A 16,958-nucleotide genomic window follows, 5' to 3' on the forward strand; every position below is an offset into this window, starting at 1 on the left:
GAGGTGAAACCGTGTCCGTTCCTCCTGTTTCCGATTCCGCCGGCAGCGTCTCGCCCGGCGATCCGCTGCCGCACAACCGCCTGTCCCTCTGGCTGGACAGGGTACTGGTCGCCATTGGCGAAGCCAGTGCCTGGATCTGGCTGCTGGTGCTGGCCGTGGTGCTGACCAACGTGTTCAGCCGCTTCGTTCTGTCCCGCGGCTCGATCGCGCTGGAAGAGTTGTCCTGGCATCTGTTCGGCGCCGCTCTGATGCTGGCCCTCGCCTATGCGGTGGTACGGGATGACCATGTGCGGGTCGATGTGCTGCGGGAAAAGTTCAGCCTGCGAAGCCAGGCCATCATCGAGCTGCTGGCGATCCTGTTCCTGGCATTGCCGATCGTGGTGCTGATGGTCGACGCACTGGTGCCGTTCGCCTATCAGGCTTTCATCTACGACGAGCGCTCGCAGGCGCCAAGCGGCCTGCCGCACCGTTTCATTTTCAAGAGCGTGTTGCCCATTGGCCTGACTCTGGTAGCGCTGGCACTGCTTTCAAGGGCCACGCGCTGCAGCACGCTGCTGTTCGATTTCCCCCGGGCCTATATCGGCCCGACGCATGACCGCGACCGCGGCCATCTGCAGCCCTGACGGAGTAGCCGTAATCATGGGTCTGGAACAAATCCTCGTCATCAGCATGTTCGCCACCTTCATGGGGCTGCTGCTGCTTGGCTTCCCGGTCGCCTGGTCGCTGGCCGGCATCGGGCTGCTGTTTGCCGTACTCGGCCATGTGATGGTCGAACACTTCGATGCCGATCTCTGGTTCACCTGGGACGGCACCATTGGCGTTCTGGATGCGCGCATCTACGGCATTGTCGCCAACGAGCTGATGGTGGCCCTGCCGCTGTTCATCTTCATGGGCATCATGCTCGACCGCTCAGGCATCGCCGAACGGCTGATGCACAGCCTGGTTCGGGTGCTCGGCCCGCTGCGCGGGGGATACGCCGTTACCGTCGTGCTGGTGGGCATTCTGCTCGCCGCCTCCACCGGCATCGTCGGCGCCTCGGTGGCACTGCTCGGCATGCTGTCCATCGGGCCGATGCTGCAGGCCAAGTACAACAAGAGCCTGGCTGTCGGCACCGCCTGTTCGGTCGGCACGCTGGGCATCCTGATTCCACCCAGCATCATGCTGGTCTTGATGGCTGACCGCCTCGGCACGTCCGAAGCCTCGGTGGGCAAGCTGTTCATGGGCGCGCTGGTTCCGGGGATGATGCTGGCACTGATGTACATCCTCTACATCGTGGTGGTGGCCTGGCTGAAGAAGGATTTCGCGCCTGCTCCGGCCAACCGCCAGAAGCTTGATGCCAAGGCGTTGATCGATGTGTTCTGGGCGGTGGTGCCACCCTTCGTGCTGATTCTTGCGGTGCTGGGCTCGATCTTCTTCGGCATTGCGACCACCACCGAGGCTTCAGCGGTCGGCGCCTTCGGTGCGGTGCTGATGGCCGGCTTCAGCCGTAAGCTGAACATGACGGTGCTGAAGGATGCGCTCTACCAGACCAGCCGCACCTCGGCCTTCATCTTCGGCATCTTCATCGGCGCGACGGTGTTCGCCGCGGTGTTGCGTGGCCTGGGCGGTGATGACGTGATCCGCGCCGCGCTCACCGGCCTGCCGTTCGGCCAGACCGGTGTGCTGCTGACCGTTCTGCTGATCACCTTCCTGCTGGGCTTCTTCCTCGACTGGGTGGAGATCACGCTGATCATCCTGCCGCTGGTGGCCCCGGTGCTGTTCTCCATGGGCGTCGACCCGCTGTGGTTCGCGATTCTCTTCGCGCTCTGCCTGCAGACCTCCTTCCTCACCCCGCCAGTGGGCTTCGCGCTCTTCTACATCAAGGGCGTCTGCCCGCCAGAAGTCACCACCAGGGATGTCTACCTCGGCGTATTGCCCTACATCCTGATCCAGTTGCTGGGGCTGGCGCTGGTGTTCTTCTTCGCGCCGCTGGCGACCTGGCTGCCCAACGAGGTGTATGCGCAGTAAAAACCACCTGCGTTGACAATACTGCGTTGAAACCGGCTGCCTTGCCCCTGGCAGCCGGCGCCTTCCATAATCGGCCGAACCTCACCGGACAGCTCGAACCCATGGCAATCGCCCGCAATGACCTCGACAGCAACGGCCTGACCATCGGCGTCTCTCCCGAACGTTTCCGTGCGGTGGCCATGCCGCTGCTGTTCGATCACCTCAATGCCCAGTGCGAAGGCACCATCGCGGTGAACCGGCAGGCGCGCATCGTCTGGATCAACGACAAGTACGCCGAGAAGATCGGTATCAGCGATCCGCGCAGCGTACTCGGCAAGGAAGTCGAGGACGTACTGCCCGCCAGCCGTCTGCGCGAGGTAGTTGAAAGCGGTCAGCCCAGCATGCTCGACCTCATGGCCTTCGGCAGCGAACATTTCGTTGTCACCCGCATTCCACTTCGCGACGAAGACGGCACCCTGGTGGGTGCGCTGGGCTTCGTGCTGTTCGACCGGGCCCGGCACCTCAAGCCGTTGATGGCAAAGTTCACCACCCTGCAGACGCAGCTGGTCGCGACCCAGAACGAGCTGGCCAAGGCGCGCCGTGCGCGCTACACCATTGCCGGCTTCATCGGCACCAGTCCCGCCGCCAGCGAGGTGAAACGTCAGGCCCGTCGCGTCGCGCAACTCGATGCCACGGCGCTGATTCGCGGTGAGACCGGCACCGGCAAGGAGTTGCTCGCGCAGGGCATCCACAACCTGTCGCCGCGCGCCAACGGGCCTTTTGTGGCGGTGAATGTCGCCGCGATCCCGGAGACGCTGGTGGAAGCCGAACTCTTCGGCACCGCGCCGGGGGCCTTCACCGGTGCGGACCGCAAGGCGCGCATCGGCAAGTTCGAAGTCGCCAATGGCGGCACCCTGTTTCTCGACGAAATCGGCGACCTGCCGTTGGCACTGCAAGCCAAGCTGCTTCGCGTATTGCAGGAGCAGGAAATCGAGCCGCTGGGCTCCAACCAGGTCAAGCCGCTCAATGTGCGGGTCATCGCCGCCACGCATATCGATCTGGAAGCCAGGGTCGCTGCCGGGCAGTTTCGCGACGACCTGTACTACCGTCTGAACGTACTGGCGCTTAACGTTCCCCCGCTTCGCGAACGTGCCAGCGACATTCCGGCAGTCATCGAACACCTGCTCGATGACATCGCCAATCGTTCCGGCCATGCGCCGATGGAACTCACCCCGGGCGCGATAGCGCTGCTCTGCAACCAGCCCTGGCGGGGTAACGTCCGCGAGCTGGGCAATCTGCTCGAGCGCGCACAACTGAGCACCGATGGCGCACCGCTGGAAGCGAGACATTTCCTGCCGCTGCTGGGCGAGCAGACCATGAGAACCACTCAGCCAGCGCCGGTGCCCCACCCTTTCACGATGGTGGAGGCAACCCCTGCAGAAGAGGTTCCGCTGCAACGCCTTGCCGAAAGCATCGCTCAGGCCGAACGTCGCGCCCTGCAAAGCGCGCTCCTCGCCTGCAAAGGCAACCGGCGCCGCGCCGCCACCGAACTTGGCATTTCCCGCGCGAGCCTGTACTCGAAGTTGCAGCTGCACGGGCTGAGCGAGCGATAGACTCGCGCCTCATCAGCGCGCAGCCCATCGACTCATACAGACTATGGCCGCTATTGGGCCACCCAGCCGCCATCCATGTTCCAGGCCACGCCACGAACCTGTTTCGCCGCCTCGCTACAGAGAAACAGGGCCAGTTCACCCAGCTGTTCCGGTGTCACGAAATCCAGGGAGGGCTGCTTCTCCATGAGCAACTCCCGGGTTGCGCGCTGAGCGTCGCCATGCACCTTGGCGAGATGGTCAATCTGCTGCTGGACCAAGGGCGTCAGCACCCAGCCGGGACAGAGCGCGTTGCAGGTGATGCCGGTAGTGGCAGTTTCCAGGGCAACGCTCTTGGTCAACCCGATCAGCCCATGCTTGGCCGCCACATAGGCCGACTTCTGCGCCGAGGCCACCAGCCCGTGCACAGACGAGACGTTAATGATCCGTCCCCAGTTGCGCTCGCGCATGCCTGGCAAGGCCAGGCGAATGCTATGAAAGGCCGAGGACAGGTTGATCGCGAGGATGCTGTTCCAGCGCTCCACCGAGAAGGCCTCGACGGGCGCCACATGCTGTATGCCGGCGTTATTGACCAGCACGTCCAAAGCACCGAATTCGCGCTCGGTCTGGCTGACCATGTCGGCGATCTGATCGGGATCGGATACATCCGCCCGATGGTGAAGTACTCGCGTGCCATAAGCCGAAACCCGTGAAACGGCCGCATCCACTTCGCCGAACCCGTTGAGCATCACATGGGCACCCGCCTCGGCCAGCTTGCAGGCAATGCCCAGGCCTATACCGCTGGTCGAGCCCGTTACCAGGGCAATCTTGCCGTCGAGACTCATGGCTTGCTCCGTGCGCGTCGAGCCACCGGCGTCGCAGGGCATATAGGGGCATGGCAATGATGGGAAGCGCGTTTACGGCCGACCATGGATGAACGGCTCGAAGCAGCAGTCTCACCGCTGCCCTGGTGGCGCCGCATGGGTTTGCGGATCGGATTCATACAGGGATTCCTTGTTGTTATACGCCTCGCCTGGATGGGCGTTACGCCTGTGACTAATTGATCGATCGGAACCAAACGGTAGCGAAAGCCATGCCAAACCGGCGGATGACACCCGATACCCTCCTGCGCGGGCCATTTACAGCGGGTTCCGGACACTGCTCCGTTCATTTAAGCGGCTATCGCGCAACCCTGCATGTCCAGATTTCCGTACATGTCTGCCGAATTAAAGCGATGCATGTCTGTTTAACGGGACCTGCCCACAGGGACATGGCCGGCAAGACGGGCTCGGTAAAGATCCACAAGATGGACGGAACCTTCGAGGAGGAACGAACCTACCCCCGCTCAGCCGATCCGTCGGCCTCGCCGGGTTGAAGGCAAGCGTCATCGTGGCGGCTCCAAGCCGCATCGTAGCCGTGGCTGAAGGGCGGTCTTGTTGCCGGCTTAGCTAATGCTCAACAGGTATTCAGTCAGGGTGCGTGCGCACGCCTGCATGCCGTCCCTGGTAATCAGCTCGTATCCGTGGGTGTTTTCCGTAGGAATCGCCAGGCATCCTGCGCGGGGTGATGATCCGGAACCAAGCACAGCGCTCGCGTCCGACGCAAACCCTGGCATCAACGCCGGCTGGGGCGTGTAACCGCAGCGGACAGCTGCCTTTAACAACTCGTCGGAAACCGACTTGGTATAAAGCCCTTTCTCGTCGCCGGTAAGGATGATCGGGTCGGCACACAGCCGTGTGCTGTATTCATCAGCGATCGGACCTACCTCCAGCGCAACACAGACCGTGCCCGGTAGCGTCCGTGCAGCATATTGCGCGCCTGAATTGGTTTCTTCCTCGTTGGTCGTCAACACGTAATACACGTCCTGCTGCAGTTCGCTTTTGCGCCCCGCCACGTCTTCGGCACTGCGCAGAGCAGCCACGACCGGCGCCCGATCATCGAGGAAATGGGCAGCGATTGCATCGTGGACCCGGAACGGCCTTCGCCAATGCTGGCTGAGGACCACGCGGGAGCCAGGCCTGATGCCAGATTCAGCGAGTTCCTCGGTGGTACGGCGGGTAATTACATGGACGTCCGGCCACTTGACGTTGCCGCTGAGAATATCGGCCGACTGCGGCGATTCGCTGGTACCGTGCATGGTGCCGAATGACAGCACCCCTGGCAGGACCTGTGTTTCACCCATCACATCGACGGGGCACATGCCGAAGTTGACCGGGAACGCCCCGCCCAGCGCAACGACATGCAGCCGGCCGTCATTGCCGATGCGCTTGACGACCATCGCGATTTCATCCTGATGAGCCATGACGCGAATGGCGCGAGCCTGCGCATCTTCGCGTGAGACGTCAGCTGCCCGTATCACGCCGATCAGGTTGTTGACGGCGTCCTGCCAGACTTCGTCGCAGCTCGCTTCGAGTGCTGTACGGCACAGTGTCCGAACCTCTTCTTCCTGCCCTCCAGGCCCTCGGGCCAGCAGCAATGATTCGAGCAATGAGAAATCCGCTTCAATCGACATGAGGCCTCCTGATCTGAGTGTCGACGGTGTGACAGCTCAGTGCCCGCCGCGTGCCCCTGTCTGGCCGCGATGGGACAGCTATCAAAGGACGTGAGCCAGGTTGACCGCATTAACCGCACGCAACCTGGTGCGGGTACAGACCGGCTCAGCCCGGCGTGGGTGCATCTTCATGCATCAGCCCCTGCGATTTGGCCGCCTTCCAGAAGGCGCTCGGAACACGAGCCTCGACCATCGAGGCGACGTTTTCGCGGACCTGCTCGGGGCTGCTCGCTCCGGGGATTACCGCGGCGACGACGTCCGGTGCGTTGCAGAATTGCAGCGCCGCGGTGCGCAGGTCGACGCCATGTTCCTGCGCCAAGGCCTGGTAGCGCTCGCGCCTCTGTGCGATGTCCTGTGGCGCGCCGCGGTTGTAGTTGTAGAACTCGCCTCCGGCCAGGTAGCCGGAATTGAGCGGCGCTCCGAGCACCAGCGAGACGTTGCGCTCCCGGCACGCAGGGAATGCACGTGTCAGGGCGTCCTCATGCTTGAGTAGCGAGTACTGAGTGGCCAGCAGACTGATATCCGGGTCGGAGACTTCCAGCGTCTTGAGCAGGGGTTCGAGGGTATTGACGCCCAGCCCCCAGCCCTTGATCAAACCTTCTTCGCGCATCTTCACCAGCTCGGGCATGGCACCCTTGCGCGCGACTTCGAAGTGCTCGCGCCATTGCTCGCCCATGTGGTCGGGCGAGAGGTCATGAATGAACACCATATCCAGTCGCGGTACACCCATGCGCTGCAAGCTGTCTTCGATCGAGCGCCGTGTCGCCGATGCGGAGAAATCCCATTCGGGACGGAAATTATCGATGCCCTTCCAGCCCGGATGGTCGTAGCCGGGGTCCGGTTCGAGCAGCCGGCCGATCTTTGAAGACAGCACGAAACTGTCACGCTCGCGAGGGTAAAGCAGCTGGCCGACCCGCCGCTCACTGAGGCCCAGCCCGTACCAGGGCGAGGTGTCGTAGTAGCGGATCCCCTGCTCCCAGGCCGCGGTGAGAATGGCCCGGGCCTGCTCTTCGGAGATCTGCCGACGCATGTCGCCCAGCGCAATGGCGCCGCCGAGGCCGAAACGCTGCTGGGGCCTGTAACGCGGATGATCACCCTCGTTGCGAGGCAACGCCTCGGGGGATCGATTCGCTGATTGCCCAGTGCCACTCTGGGCCAGCAGGTGCGGAGCGCCAAGCACGAGGGCGCTACCGGCCGCGAGGGTGGAGAGAAATGATCGTCGTTGCATAACGGCTCCTGAGTCGGGTGGGCCTGACGGCCTGCGCTGAACGAACGTTCGTGTCGGCAGGCTCTGCTCTCTTCAGCTGCTTACCACAGCGGTTACTGATGACTGGCGCTTCGAATCTGCAGCGCATAGGGCTAATGAAGGGACTGTCGACGCGGCATGGCATTCCCGCAGTGGGACGGGCGGTCATGCCGCTTGCAATACGACCCGGCGAAGCTGCCCTTTGCTGACTGCGCGTGAGCAGCCACTCAGGGCTGCGGCACATCCGACTTGCTGGCCGGTTCCTGCTCGACCTTGTGCTGGGCACGGGCGCGGCCTTTTGCATCAAGCTCCGGACTGTGCTGCTCGCTGCTCTGGCGGCAGTCGTACTGGAGTTCGATGAACATAGGAAAATGGTCCGAGCCAATGCTTGGCAGGCGTTCGATACGCGCCACCCGAAAATGTGCGCTATGGAAGAAGTGATCCAGCGGCCAGCGCAGGAAACGGTATTGGGCATGGAAGGTGTTGTACATGCCGCGACCGATACGCGGATCGAGCAGGCCGCTGACCTTGCGGAACAGCCGCGTGGTCGGCGACCAGGCCACGTCATTGAGGTCACCCGTGACGATGACCGGACCGCCGGCCTGCCTGACACTGCGCCCGACAATCAGCAGTTCGACGTCGCGCTCGGTGGATTCGTCGTTTTCCGTCGGGCTCGGTGGCGCGGGGTGAAGAAAATGCATGCGCACCGACACCTCGTCATTGACCCGCAGCCGCGCGTGCATCGAGGGGATGTTGTCCTGCACCAGAAAGCTCAGCCGCTGATGTTCCAGCGGCAGCCGCGAGAACACGTGCATGCCGTAGAGGTTATCCAGCGGGCATCGCATGCAGTGCGGGTACTGGTCGGTGAGCACCTGCAGCTCATCCTCCCACCACTGGTCGGTCTCGAGCGTTACCAGCACGTCCGGACGATATTGCCGGACCAGTTCGACAAGGCGGCCGGCGTGCCGATTCGGGGTCAGTACATTGGAAGAAAGGATGCGGATCCGCGGCGCATCATCGTCGGGATCGGCCCAAGCGGCCTCGCAGCGCGCCAGACGCGTATAAGGCCGGATCCACCACCATTGGTAGGCCAAGCAGCACAGCGTCAGCGGGGGCAGGATCAGGTTCCAATGGTTCGAAAAATCCAGCAGCATCCCCTGCGCCAGCAGCAGGAGCAGCAAGAGCGCGCCGATCTGCAGCTTGGGAAAGTCCCAGCCCCGGTCCCACCAGCTCGGCTGGCTCCAGTACTGGATGAGGGTGATCGCGACGAACGCCACGGTCACGCCGACAAGGATGCCTTTGATCATGCTGCTTCGTTTATGCAGTGGGTGAGGTCCATAGAGAGTTCGGCTGCCAGCTCATGCCGATTGTTCCGCCGCGCTGTCAGCCCGGGCAGGCGGGGCCTGGGCATCGGTGCCCTCGCCTTTCGCCTCCCCCCTCCGCTGCGCAGGATGACCCAACCAAGGCCCCCGGCGATAAGTGAAGCCGCCATGGAGGAGATGACGGCTTGCCCATGGGCGGTGGCGTCACAGGCAAAGGTCCCTTTGGCTTCGGTCGCATCGGTCGGCACAGGGCAGGCCGCCACTCACAGGCGTGAATGGCGGTGTCAGCCGCTGCGTCATTTATCGTCCTTGTGGTGCCCTGGCATCACGGAGCCGAGCACCTGCTTGGCGGTCTGCCTGATGATGCCGCCCTGATCAGGGTCGCCTTGCAGCAACACCGAGGCATAGGCCTTTGCCTGCGCCAGCTTGAGGTGCGGAGGCAGCGGCGGCACGTTCGGATCGGTCTTGAATTCCAGCAAAACCGGCCGGTCGGCTGCCAGCGCCTCTTCCCACGCGGCGGCGACGCCATCTTCGCGGTCGCAGAAGATGCCTTTCAGGCCGATCGACTCGGCAAACCTGTGATATGGCACGTCCGGGATGTTCTGCGAGGCCTCGAACTTCGGATCGCCTTCCATCACGCGCTGTTCCCAGGTCACCTGGTTGAGGTCTTCGTTGTTGAACACGCAGCAGATCCATTTCGGGCTGGGCCATTCCTTCCAGTATTTGGCGACGGTGATCAGCTCGGCCATGTTGTTCATCTGCATGGCGCCATCGCCGACCAGCGCCACCACGGGGCGCTCCGGATAGGCGAACTTGGCAGCGATGGCATAGGGCACGGCAGCGCCCATCGAGGCCAGCCCGCCCGATAGCGAGCACATCATGCCGCGACGGATCTTGATGTCACGGGCGAACCAGTTGGCGCAAGAACCCGAGTCGCTGGTAATGATGGCTTGGTCCGGCAGGCGCGGCGACAGTTCCCAGGCCACACGCTGGGGATTGACCGGGTTGGCGGTGGCCATGGCCCGCTCTTCCAGCTCTTCCTCCCATTTACCGCGCCACTTCTCGACCTGCTGCCGCCAGCTGCGGTCGGTCTTTTCCTTGAGCAAGGGCAGCAGCGCACGCAGCGTTTCCGAGGACTGTCCCTGTAGATTCACCTCCATCGGGTAGCGAATGCTCAGCATGTCGGCCTTGATGTCGATCTGCACGCCACGCGCCTGCCCTTCCTCGGGCAGAAACTCGGAATAGGGAAAGCCCGAGCCGATCATCAGGAAGGTGTCGCACTCGGTCATCAGCTTGTAGCTGGGCTCGGTTCCGAGCAGGCCGATGGAGCCAGTGACCCAGGGCAGGTCGTCCGGCAGCACCGCCTTGCCGAGCAGCGCCTTGGCGACACCGGCACCCAGTCGTTCAGCCACGGCGGTGACCTCGTCGGTGGCGTCCAGCGCCCCCGCACCAACCAGGATCGCAACCTTCTTGCCGGCGTTGAGCACCTCGGCCGCGCGTTGCAGGTCGGCTTCGTAGGGCACCATCTTCGGCCGGGTATAGCCGACGCCGGAAAGCACCGCACCATGAGCACGCGGCGGCTCGCTGTATTCGGCTTCCTGCAGGTCGTTGGGCAGGATGATGGCCGTTACCTTGCGCTCGCCATAAGCGGTGCGGATCGCCCGATCTACCAGATGGCGCACCTGCGCCGGCGCGGCCGCCTGCTGGACGAAGGCGCCGGCAACATCCTTGAACATCGCCTGCAGATCGATTTCCTGCTGATAGTGGGCGCCCATGGCTGTGCGCGCCTGCTGCCCACAGATGGCAAGCACGGGCATGTGATCGAGACGCGCATCGTAGAGGCCGGTGAGCAGGTGCGAGGCGCCAGGGCCCGATGTCGACAGGCAGACACCCAGACCGCCGCTGAACTTGGCGTCCGCCGAAGCCATGAAAGCCGCCATTTCTTCATGGCGTGCCTGGATGAAGCGGATCTTGCCATTGGCCCGGTTCAGCGCGCCGAGCACGCCGTTGATGCCGTCGCCCGGATAACCGTAGATGCGGCGCACGCCCCATTGATAAAGCCGTTCGACGAAGTAATCACCAACAGTCATTGCGCTCATGTGTATTCCTTCAAAAGTTGATGCGTTATCGAACGGGGCGGGCCCCCAGGATTCATCGCGAATAGCGGCCCACCACCTCATCGGCCGCCAGAACATGGCCCCGCATGGCCTTCAGCAACTCGGCGCGACTGGCGCCATGGGGCACATCCAGCATGCGATCCAGCGCAAACACCTGGAAGTGGTAGTGATGTGGGGAATCGCCCTTCGGTGGGCGTGGTCCGTAGTAGCCGAGGCTGCCCCGGTCATTACGCCCCTGGAGCGCGCCCTTGGGTGTTTCCAACGCAGCCGCGCCTGGTACTGCGGCTGTAAGCTCGGTGGTGTCAGCCGGAAGGTTGTAGAGCAGCCAGTGGACAAATGGCGGCTCGCTGGTCACGTCCGGGTCTTCCATGATCACCACGTAACTCCGGGTGCCGTCTGGTCCCGCCTTCCATTGCAACGGTGGCGAAATATTGTCCTGTTCGGCGGCATGCTCGTCGGGCAGCGTGGTGCCATCCTGAAACGCCGAAGACTGCAGCTCCAGTGAGGAGCCCCGGGCTCCAAGGATGGCCCGGCTGAGCTCTGCGGGCTTGTCCGGCTGTGCTTCTCGCGTCGTTTGCGGGCCTTGCAGCATCCCAACGCGCGAGCCCTCGGCATGGGTCGGTTGGCGGCTCGCGTCGCTGCTTTCTTCGCCATTGCCGCTGTTGCCTGTGTAGCTGACGCGATAGATCACACCGTTGTCGTCATCGGAAACCAGCAGGGCGCCATCGCGGGTTTGTGCCAGGCCGGCGAGCCGTGCCGAGCGCGCCCAGCCCTCGCCGTCCTGAACGAGAAACCCACTGACCAGCGGCTCGAAGCCTACCGGCTTGCCCTCATCGAAGCGGATCCGCAATACCTCGTAACCCGACGGAGGACGGCGGTTCCATGAGCCGCGCATGGCCACGAACGCATCCCCCCGATACTCCTCGGGAAACCGGTCGCCGGTGTAGAACGCCATCTGCATGGGCGCCGAGTGCGGCACATAGAGCCCCACCGGCGCCACGCTGCGTGCGGCCCATTGCTGATGGGTGATCTTGCCTGGCGGTTGATCGGCCGGATTGATGCCGTCTTCTTCGTAGATATAGGGCCAACCGTAGCTCTTGCCCTTCTGGATCAGGTTCAGCTCTTCGTGCTGGACGTTGTCACCGAGCCAGTCCATGCCGTGATCCATGCCGTAGAGCGCGCCGGTCTCCGGCTCGAAGGCAAAGCCGATGGTATTGCGCAGACCGCTGGCAAATATCTTCCGACTCGACCCATCGGGCTTGACCTGTAGCAGCGTCGCGTTTTCCGGGTTGTCATCTGCACAGGCATTACAGGTCGAGCCGACCGACAGATAGAGCTGTTTGTCCGGCCCGACGACCAGGGTGCGATTGGGATGCTGCCCGGCATCGGGCAGATCGCTGATCAGGCGTTCCAGCGGAGCCAGGCTGCCATCGGTCTGGATGCTGGTCTTGTAGAGTTCCTTGATGGTGACCAGATAGAGCGTATCGCCATCGATGGCGATGCCATGGGCGTTTGTCCGGTTGGCCACGACCCGGCGCTCGTCCGCCCTACCGTCGCCATCGGTATCGCGCAGCATGAGCACGTCGCCCAGCTTGCGCCGAGTGACGTAAACGGTGCCGCTGTCATGCACAGCGAGCATGCGCGGATTGACCAGATCATCGGCAAAGACCTGCACCTCGAAGCCCGGCGGTACATCAAGCTCTGACGCCGGTATGGCCTTTGGCTTCGGCCGGACGATATGGCCGGTGATCTTCACGTCAGGCGTTTTGGCGTCCTTCAGTTGAGCCGGCAGGGGTTCAGCCAGGGCTACGCCCGGCATAAGGGTCAGAGCAAGGAAAAACGGGACGGGTCGCATGAGGGATCCTTGTCAAAGGCGGACGGGCCTAACAGCGGGCGTGTTCTTTTGCGAGTCCGCAGCGGTTGACTGAGTTCCACCGCCGGTCGGGAGAGATGTAGCGGCACGCAATCTGCCACGCCGGCACCCCAGGAAACGGCCCGATAATCTCCGGGCGCGAGGTGACTGCATGCACCCACCCAAACGCTGGGCTACCGTGATAGGACATTCAGCAACCCTTAGGCTAGATAGGACGGGACACATGACTGACGACATCGGAAAGCTGGTTCTGAGAGTGAGCGTCGCCTTGCTCATCCTCCTGCACGGAATTGCCAAGCTGCAAAGCGGCGTCGGCGGGATTGCCGGCATGCTGGCCGGATACGGGCTGCCCACCTTTCTCGCCTACGGGGTCTACCTCGGTGAAGTGGTCGGCCCCGTCCTGGTCATCATCGGTCTGTTCACCCGAATCGGTGCGCTGCTAATGGTCGGCAACATGCTGGTGGCTTTTGCCCTTGCGCACATGTCGGAACTGTTCTCGCTCGGCAATATGGGCGGCTGGGCGCTGGAAACCCAGGGCCTGTTCCTGTTCGGCTCGATCGCCATCGCATTGCTGGGCGCCGGCCGTCTGAGCGTGGGTGGCCTGAACGGCCGCTACAACTAGCGCATGGCGCGGCCTGCCCGTGCCGGGTGACCGCCCCATGGCCTGGGCAAAACTAGCGCACCGCCCGCTGGGCGGCTTGCGCAATCACCGGTTGGCATGGCTATGATCTGAACCCATGAGCCCAACCGCCCCAACTCGCTCCCCCTGCCCGCCCGGTGCCTGCATCTGCGGGCGCGACCAGTTGCTCGAAGCGCCCGACAGCAATGACCTGCGCATCCTGCGGCTGACCCGCCAGGAGGAGAACCGCCTCCTGTCTCGCCTGGAAAGCCTGCAGAGCCTGGCTGACCTGGAGCACATGCAGCAACGTCTCTACGAACAGCTGGGGATTCGCCTGTCCATCGCACCGGGTTTGAACGAAGTGCGCAGCATGCGCGGCATCCGCATCGACATCGCCGACCTGCCCGGCTTGTGCCGCAAGACCCGCCAGTCGATCCCCGCTGCGATCCGCCGCGGCCTGGAAAAGCGCCCGGATATTGCCTTCAGCCTGCTCAATGCCCACGACCTGTTGCGTGATGCCTGACGAACGATGCCGAGCCGGGATGCCCGGTAATGGCACTCGCTGCCGCCATCTGCGATAGTTGCCCGACCGGCCAGACGGCTGGACTGCTGTCAGCCCACAAAGCTGACAGCGCTTGTGACGCCTTGCGAGTCTCGCTGCTCTCTACCCGCCCGCAGCCTGCCGCGTCCTTCGCGCAACCCCGCGCGTTTCGATGGCCCACCTGCCATCGCCGAGCCGACGCTGTTTTCAGTGCCCGGCCGATCACCGATAACAACCAAAAGACCGATCCGAACAAGGACGCCCCATGAAACTGACCCGCTGCTTGACCGCGCTGGCTGCTGCTGCCGCGCTCTCTGCCACCTTTGCCGCTTCGGCCCGTGAATACTCCGTTTCCACTGTGCTGTCCGATGCCTTCCCGTGGGGCCAGGCCGCCCAGAAGTGGGCTGATCTGGTCGAGGAGCGTTCCAATGGCGAGATCACGCTGCGCGTGTACCCCAATGCGCAACTGGTCGCCGGTGACCAGACCAAGGAATTTTCCGCCATGCGCTCCGGCCTGATCGACATGGCTGTCGGCTCGACCATCAACTGGTCGCCGCAGGTACCGGAGCTGAATCTGTTCTCCCTGCCCTTCCTGATGGCCGATAGCGCCGATCTCGACGCCATCACCCAGGGCGACGCTGGCGAGCAGGCATTCGCCGCCATCGAGAAGCGCGGCATCGTCCCGCTGGCATGGGGCGAGAACGGCTTCCGCGAGATATCAAACTCGGTCAAGCCGGTGAAAACCCCCGCCGACCTGAAAGGCCTGAAGATTCGCGTCGTCGGTTCGCCTTTGTTCCAGGACACCTTTACAGCACTGGGTGCCAACCCCACCCAGATGAGCTGGGCCGACGCCAAACCGGCGCTGACCACCGGCGCGGTGGACGGCCAGGAAAACCCGCTGTCGGTATTCGACGTGGCGCGGGTCGATCAGGTCGGGCAGAAACACCTGACACTCTGGCACTACATGGCGGACCCGCTGATCTTTGCCGTCAACCAGCGCGTCTGGAAGGAACTACCGGAAGCCGACCGCGAGCTGCTGCGCCAGGCCGCCATCGACGCCGGCAAATGGGAGATCGAGCTGTCGCGCAACGCCGAAGCCAAGCGCCTGGAAGACATTCGCGCCCGCGGCGTCGAGGTCACCGAACTGAGCGAGGCCGAGCATCAGGCTTTCGTGGATGCGACTCGCAGCGTGCACGAGAAATGGACGTCGAAAATCGGCGCCGACCTGGTCGAAGCGGCCCGCACGGCCGTTGCAAAGTAAAAAACCGTTCTACCCGGCGGCGCGACGCCGCCGGGATTCGAGGAAACCCATGAACAATCGACAGGACGCGCGCCTTGAGCGCGTGCTGGCTACCCTGGCGCTGATGATCATCAGCCTGATCAGCCTGGCCAACGTGGTGGTGCGCTATTTCACCGATGCCTCCTTTGCCTTTACCGAAGAAATCTCCGTATTTCTCCTTGTGATCCTGACCTTCGCCGGTGCCTCGGTGGCCATGCGCAGCAACCGCCACATCCGCATCGGCTTCGCCGAGCGGATGTTTCCGCGCCTGCGTACGCCGCTGATCCTGTTGCAGTGGCTGGCCAGCGTATTGGTGCTCGGCATGGTGCTCTGGTACGGCGGGCAGTTCGCACTGGAGGAATACCAGTGGGAATCCGAATCGCCCGGCCTGGGACTGCCCAATTGGTGGTACGTGGTATGGCTGCCGCTGCTGGCACTGCTGATGCTGGTACGCCTGACGCAGATGACCATCGACCGCCTGCGCGGGAGGCTCACCGATGAGCCCTGATCTCTGGATGCTCGCCAGCTTTCTGCTGTTATTGCTGATTGGCGTGCCGGTGGCGTTTTCTCTCGCGCTCTCCGGCGCCATTGGCATCGTTGCCGGCCTGTCGCCCGACATGCTCGCCACGCTCGGCACCAACACCTACAACGGGGTCGCCAAATACCCCCTGATTGCCATTCCGCTGTTCATCCTCACCGGCTTGGTATTCGAGAAATCCGGTGTGGCGCTGCGCCTGGTGCGCTTCGCCCAGGCATTGATCGGCCCACGGCATGGCGGACTGGCGATGGTCGCCATTCTGGTCTGCCTGATCATGGGTGGCATGAGTGGCTCCGGCCCGGCCGACGCTGCCGCGGTTGCCATGGTGATGCTGCCGAGCATGACCCGCGCCGGCTATCCCAAGCCGTTCTCGGCCACGCTGATAGCCGCATCCGCTTCGACCGCGATTCTGATTCCGCCATCGATTGCGCTGATCCTCTATTCCATCGTGGTGCCTGGCGTCGACCTGCGAGCCTTGTTCGCAGCGGGTCTGTTCCCGGGGATCATCGCTGGGCTTGTGTTGCTGCTGCCGGCCTGGCTGCTGGCACGCCGCCACGGCTGGGAAAACCCGGAAGGCGCCGAACGCCCGCCACTGGGTGAAAGTTTCCGCCAGGCACTACCGGCGCTCTTTGCCCCCGTGCTGATTCTTGGCGGCCTGCGCAGCGGCCTGTTCACGCCGACCGAGGCAGCAGTGGCTGGAGTGACCTATGGCGTGGTTATCGGCATCTTCGTCACTCGTGAACTGGACTGGCGCAGCCTCTGGCGACTTTGCGGCGAGGCGGCAGTCATTTCCGGCGTGGTGATGCTGATCATCGCGCTGGCAGGCATCTTTGCCTGGGCCGGCACCATGCTCGGCACCTTCCGCCACCTCGCCGAATGGCTGATCTCGCTCTCCGATAACGGCGCCGTGCTGCTGATCCTGGTAATGATCGCGGTGCTGCTGGCCGGCATGCTGCTCGATGCGATTTCCATCTACCTGATCCTGATGCCGATCCTGATTCCAGTCATGCAGCACTTCGGCTGGAATCCGGTGTGGTTCGGCATTCTGCTGGCGATGAACATCGCCATCGGCCAGTTCACCCCACCGGTGGCGATCAACCTGATGGTCACCGCAGAAGTCGCCAAGATCCGGCTGGAACAGACGGTTGGTTGGGCCTTGCTGTTCGTCATGGTGATGGGCAGTGCGCTGGTGCTGGTGGCGGTGTTCCCCGAGATTGCGCTGTGGCTGCCACGCCTGCTGGGGTATGGGGTCTGAGAATCGGTGGCCGCTTCTGTCCGAATGCCTACAGCTGCCGGT

The 16,958-nt window shown here is 63.3% G+C and carries 14 protein-coding genes and 1 pseudogene; 9 read left to right on the forward strand and 6 right to left on the reverse strand.

What is annotated here, in order from left to right:
* Positions 1-11 precede the first annotated feature (11 nt).
* The 3 genes from AC4LFW_RS09070 (at position 12) to AC4LFW_RS09080 (ending at position 3,599) form a co-directional block, all read left to right on the forward strand.
* A complete protein-coding gene (locus AC4LFW_RS09070) occupies positions 12-623 on the forward strand; it encodes a TRAP transporter small permease subunit (RefSeq protein WP_491818752.1) in 612 nt (203 codons plus the stop codon).
* A gap of 16 nt (positions 624-639) precedes the next feature.
* The gene (locus tag AC4LFW_RS09075) at positions 640-2,007 is read left to right on the forward strand and encodes a TRAP transporter large permease (RefSeq protein ID WP_491818753.1); all 1,368 of its coding nucleotides are present in this window, start codon (positions 640-642) and stop codon (positions 2,005-2,007) included.
* A gap of 101 nt (positions 2,008-2,108) precedes the next feature.
* A complete protein-coding gene (locus AC4LFW_RS09080) occupies positions 2,109-3,599 on the forward strand; it encodes a sigma-54 interaction domain-containing protein (protein ID WP_491818754.1) in 1,491 nt (496 codons plus the stop codon).
* A 50-nt stretch (positions 3,600-3,649) separates the two neighbouring features.
* Here AC4LFW_RS09080 and AC4LFW_RS09085 read toward each other — a convergent pair whose 3' ends face one another.
* A complete protein-coding gene (locus AC4LFW_RS09085; RefSeq protein WP_491818755.1) occupies positions 3,650-4,420 on the reverse strand; it encodes a 3-hydroxybutyrate dehydrogenase in 771 nt (256 codons plus the stop codon).
* 425 nt (positions 4,421-4,845) lie between these two features.
* On the opposite strand from AC4LFW_RS09085, the pseudogene AC4LFW_RS09090 reads away from it, so the two are divergent.
* Positions 4,846-4,950, forward strand: a pseudogene (locus AC4LFW_RS09090) (DUF2188 domain-containing protein); the annotation flags it as partial.
* Positions 4,951-5,019: 69 nt separating this feature from the next.
* Here the strand turns inward: AC4LFW_RS09090 and AC4LFW_RS09095 are convergent.
* The 5 genes from AC4LFW_RS09095 to AC4LFW_RS09115 all read right to left on the reverse strand — a co-directional run bounded on the left by AC4LFW_RS09095 (position 5,020) and on the right by AC4LFW_RS09115 (position 12,666).
* Positions 5,020-6,087: a M42 family peptidase gene (locus AC4LFW_RS09095; RefSeq protein WP_491818756.1), complete on the reverse strand. Its 1,068-nt coding sequence runs from the start codon at positions 6,085-6,087 to the stop codon at positions 5,020-5,022.
* Between the two features lie 145 nt (positions 6,088-6,232).
* On the reverse strand, positions 6,233-7,354 hold the full coding sequence (locus AC4LFW_RS09100; protein ID WP_491818757.1) for an aldo/keto reductase: 1,122 nt from the start codon (positions 7,352-7,354) through the stop codon (positions 6,233-6,235).
* A 245-nt stretch (positions 7,355-7,599) separates the two neighbouring features.
* Positions 7,600-8,679 carry an endonuclease/exonuclease/phosphatase family protein gene (locus AC4LFW_RS09105; protein ID WP_491818758.1) on the reverse strand — a complete coding sequence of 360 codons (1,080 nt, stop codon included), beginning with the start codon at positions 8,677-8,679 and terminating at the stop codon, positions 7,600-7,602.
* A 311-nt stretch (positions 8,680-8,990) separates the two neighbouring features.
* A complete protein-coding gene (locus tag AC4LFW_RS09110) occupies positions 8,991-10,793 on the reverse strand; it encodes a thiamine pyrophosphate-requiring protein (protein WP_491818759.1) in 1,803 nt (600 codons plus the stop codon).
* Between the two features lie 52 nt (positions 10,794-10,845).
* Positions 10,846-12,666 (reverse strand): YbhB/YbcL family Raf kinase inhibitor-like protein, encoded by a 1,821-nt coding sequence (locus AC4LFW_RS09115; RefSeq protein WP_491818760.1) that lies wholly within the window; start codon positions 12,664-12,666, stop codon positions 10,846-10,848.
* Between the two features lie 241 nt (positions 12,667-12,907).
* Between AC4LFW_RS09115 and AC4LFW_RS09120 the strand changes: the two genes are divergently transcribed.
* The 5 genes from AC4LFW_RS09120 (at position 12,908) to AC4LFW_RS09140 (ending at position 16,916) form a co-directional block, all read left to right on the forward strand.
* Positions 12,908-13,306 carry a DoxX family protein gene (locus tag AC4LFW_RS09120; protein WP_491818761.1) on the forward strand — a complete coding sequence of 133 codons (399 nt, stop codon included), beginning with the start codon at positions 12,908-12,910 and terminating at the stop codon, positions 13,304-13,306.
* Between the two features lie 115 nt (positions 13,307-13,421).
* The gene (locus tag AC4LFW_RS09125; RefSeq protein ID WP_491818762.1) at positions 13,422-13,826 is read left to right on the forward strand and encodes a hypothetical protein; all 405 of its coding nucleotides are present in this window, start codon (positions 13,422-13,424) and stop codon (positions 13,824-13,826) included.
* 283 nt (positions 13,827-14,109) lie between these two features.
* Positions 14,110-15,105, forward strand: coding sequence for a DctP family TRAP transporter solute-binding subunit (locus AC4LFW_RS09130; RefSeq protein ID WP_491818763.1), 996 nt, complete (start codon positions 14,110-14,112; stop codon positions 15,103-15,105).
* Between the two features lie 49 nt (positions 15,106-15,154).
* Entirely contained in the window at positions 15,155-15,631 is a 477-nt protein-coding gene (locus tag AC4LFW_RS09135) for a TRAP transporter small permease (RefSeq protein ID WP_491818764.1), read from the forward strand.
* Positions 15,621-16,916, forward strand: a complete 1,296-nt coding sequence (locus AC4LFW_RS09140; protein WP_491818765.1) for a TRAP transporter large permease — start codon at positions 15,621-15,623, stop codon at positions 16,914-16,916. Before AC4LFW_RS09135 ends, AC4LFW_RS09140 begins: the two co-directional genes overlap by 11 nt.
* Positions 16,917-16,958 lie beyond the last annotated feature (42 nt).

The organism is Stutzerimonas sp. C6.4V (genome assembly GCF_058536345.1).